This is a genomic window from Moorena sp. SIO4A5, assembly GCF_010672005.1.
Lineage (GTDB): Bacteria > Cyanobacteriota > Cyanobacteriia > Cyanobacteriales > Coleofasciculaceae > Moorena.
This window is the reverse complement of sequence record NZ_JAAHHZ010000247.1, coordinates 3,690-7,033: the sequence shown is the minus strand read 5'-3', so window position 1 is coordinate 7,033 and position 3,344 is coordinate 3,690. Positions and strand designations below refer to the sequence as shown.

Annotated in this window: 4 protein-coding genes; 2 read left to right on the top strand and 2 right to left on the bottom strand. The window is 42.9% G+C overall.

The genetic code is table 11. The features are described from left to right. The coding region (locus tag F6K57_RS33870; protein WP_293072324.1) for a methyltransferase dimerization domain-containing protein at window positions 1–543 on the top strand (543 nt) is incomplete at its 5' end. Here F6K57_RS33870 and F6K57_RS33865 read toward each other — a convergent pair. Next, entirely contained in the window at window positions 476–1,687 is a 1,212-nt protein-coding gene (locus tag F6K57_RS33865; RefSeq protein ID WP_293072323.1) for a transposase, read from the bottom strand. The genes F6K57_RS33870 and F6K57_RS33865 overlap by 68 nt on opposite strands. A gap of 138 nt (window positions 1,688–1,825) precedes the next feature. Between F6K57_RS33865 and F6K57_RS33860 the strand changes: the two genes are divergently transcribed. After that, on the top strand, window positions 1,826–2,302 hold the full coding sequence (locus F6K57_RS33860; protein WP_293072325.1) for a methyltransferase: 477 nt from the start codon (window positions 1,826–1,828) through the stop codon (window positions 2,300–2,302). Window positions 2,303–2,516: 214 nt separating this feature from the next. Here F6K57_RS33860 and F6K57_RS33855 read toward each other — a convergent pair. Then, window positions 2,517–3,344, bottom strand: an 828-nt coding sequence (locus tag F6K57_RS33855; protein ID WP_293072322.1) for a uroporphyrinogen-III synthase, incomplete at its 5' end; no start/stop codon positions are given.

Here is a 3,344-nt window from a genome sequence, read left to right as displayed (position 1 = left end):
ATAAAACTTGGAATATTTCCTTTACTGGAACAACCTATTTCTGCCCGAGAAGTCTCCGATCACCTCAAAGCTAATCCTGGTTTTGTCCAAGCTTTTCTTGAATCCTGTGCTGGATTAGGTCTGCTGGAAAAAGAAGAGGGTAATTTTAAAAACTCTCAAGTCGCTTCTAAATTTTTAATACCAGACAAGCCAGAGTATCAAGGTGATTACATCGTCCATATTACCAATTTCTGGTACACTTGGGGCAATCTAGACCAGCTGATCCGTGAAGGTAGACCAGATTTTCCCTTTGAGAATGGTTTTGTTGATGCTGCTACCTATTGGACAAGCTATATCAAAGGTCGGCATAACCTAGCTATGGCAGGACAAGGAGCAGTGCTGGCTGAATATACTAACCTGAACAATAGGCGTAAAATGCTGGATTTAGGAGGAGGCTCTGGAAGCTACAGCATTGCTCTTTTTGACACTCCCCGGTCTAAAGACGCGGGGATTCTTCACTCAACGACCCAGCTTGCTGATCCTGACCGGAATCAAGAACAGTAGAGGCCAGATCTCCTGAAGAGTTCGGGTCTATAACCCAGGTTCCGGTGTGCCCCACCGTACCCAAGGCTTTTTTTAGAATATTGATCGCAGCATTGTGGTCGCGGTCTAATTCACAACCACATTTGCAGGTGTGAGTTCTGGTTGATAGTGATTTCTTCACGACCTCGCCGCATTCAGAGCAATTCTGGCTTGTATAAGCAGGATTCACTGCAACCGTGACCCTTTCAAACTTCTTGCCAAAATGCTCTAACCATTTTCTAAATTGATGCCAACCTGCGTCATTAATAGATTTAGCAAGACAATGGTTTTTAACCAGGTTTTTAACCCTCAAGTCTTCATAGGCTACCAGGTCGTTAGACCGGATTACGCAACGTGCAAGTCTCTTTGCATGTTCTTCACGCTGCCTACTTATTTTGAGGTGCTGTCTACCTAATCTATTAATGGCTTTTTTACGATTGGATGAGCCTTTCTTTTTACGAGAAACTCGACGTTGATAAAACTTTAGACGCTTTTCACCTTTCCTGTAAAAGCGTGGGTTAGGTTCAGTGCCTCCTCTGGAATCGGTATAGAATTCTTTTAGTCCTACGTCTAATCCTACAGTTGCATCTGCGGGTTCCAGTTGTTCATTTACATCGACAGAAATGCAAAATTGAACGTAGTACCCGTCAGCCCTTTTGACTACTCTAACCCGCTTGATTTGCTTCTTGTCAAAACGCCACAAGTCCCAGGTACCCTTGAGTTTTAGTTTCCCAATTCCTTTCTTATCACTAAAAGTAATTGATTTTTGTTCAGAAGATAACTTCCATCCTGACTGTTTGTACTCAACCGACCTACAGTGCTTTTTAAAGCGGGGATAACCTTTTTTCCCAGGGATTTTATTCTTGCAGTTTTCAAAGAAGCGAGATATTGATGACCATGCCCTTTCAGCGGCAGCTTGTCGGGCAGTAGAGTTTAACTCATTGGCAAAAGGGAATTCTTTCGCTAACACCTTAGAGTACTTACTAAGATCGTATTTTCCTGTTCCCTTGTTGTCCATCCATAAACGAATACAACTATTCCGAATGAACTTAACTGTCCGAATTGCCTCGTCTATGGCTTTATATTGGGCAGCTTTGCCGTATGCTTTAAACTCTAAGATGATCATCAGAACTCGACCTATTATGTTATATTTTTATATTAACTTGTTTAGCGTAATCCGTCAAGTCGTGACTTAATCTTTTTCACGGCGACTAAAGTCGCTACCTGGCTTTCATCCCCGGTTTAAAAACACGGGGCTTTCAGCCTGGAGCAGTTCCGTAATGCTAATCCTGATTTAACAGCTGTAGTTGTCGATCTCAAAGAACCTTTAGAAATCGCCCTCAGCCTCTTGAAGCAATACAATCTCCAAGAGCGAATTACCCTATGGTCGGCGGATTTTCATACCACTGAGTTTGATCCCGACTATGATGTCGTTCTGCTTTCTGCAGTCTTGCGTCATATATCTCCCGAGCAATGTCTGAGGCTATTGTCCAAAGCTTACGATGCTCTATTGCCAGGTGGATTGCTGATCGTGCAGGAGTTTATAAATCCAGAAGATAATCCTAAGCAGTCATTGCGCAGTACAATGATGGAACTGTACTTAATGATTGGCTTTCATTCCGAATCGGGCAATCGCTCTAAAGAAGAAATTGCCCTATGGCTCGAAAAGACAGGATTTAAAAATATTAAGGTTATTCCTTTGCCTACACAAACAACTCTCATCCTTGGGGAAAAGCCCTAATATCAAGTCTGCTTGAATACCCATAATTAAGGAGAGGGTGGGAGGTGTGGGGAGATGGGGAGATAGGGAGATAGGGAGATTTTTATTATTAAGGGTAATTATTCTGAGATGATATAAAACTCCTATTTCTGGCAAATAAGGCTGTTTAGTAGGGATTGAAACAGGCAAGATGCCTGTTCCACGCCTGATGCCTGTTCCACCAATCAGATGCACCCTATGTCTTTCCCCCTCTCTCAGTCTCCCATGCCACAATCGCCTCAGTTAAACCTTCTAAAGTATATTCAACTGCTTCTACATCTACCCTACCTAGCAATTGGCGACAGCTTTCGGATGTTTGGGGACCAATGGAAGCGATACAGACATTGTCTAAAAGGGAATGGAGAGTGTTTAAGGGTGCAGATTGTTCGCGGTCGGCATTAGAGTAGGGTTGGTTAGTGTCCGTTGAAGCGTTAAAGGATTGGTTGAGAAGTTTGTAAAAATTATTCACGGTTTTAGAACTAGCAAACGTAACAATATCTATTGCTCTCTGTTGCCAAGCATCTAAAATAGCAGGAGCCATGTAATCTGGACAACCAGACTCATAGGCAGCAACTTCTACCACTTGAGCACCTTTTTCCGTTAGTTCTTTTACTAACACCTCTCGCCCACCGGTTTCGACTCGGGGGAAAAGCACTTGTTTGTTAGTTAAAGACTCTGGAAAATGTTCCACCAAAGAATCAGCTACAAAGTTTGGTGGGATAAAGTCGGGTTGTAAATTGTGTTGTTTCAGACTGGCAGCAGTTTTCTTACCCACCACAGCAATCTTAATCCCGACTAAAGCACGGGCATCTTTACCATTATTCAATAATCGTTTAAAAAAGTAATCCACCCCATTGCTAGAGGTGAGAATCAACCAATCGAAGTTAGCGAGATTAGCGATCGCATAATCTAATCCAGCCCAACTAGAAGGAGGAGTAATCACCAAGGTGGGCATTTCGATAATAGTCGCTCCTTCTTGTTCCAGGAGCTGGTTAAATTTCTGGGATTGACTAGCGGAACGGGT

Coding starts and splice junctions, on each gene's coding strand:
- F6K57_RS33865 (WP_293072323.1), bottom strand. CDS start 1,687: ATGATCATCTTAGAGTTTAAAGCATACGGCAAAGCTGCCCAATATAAA.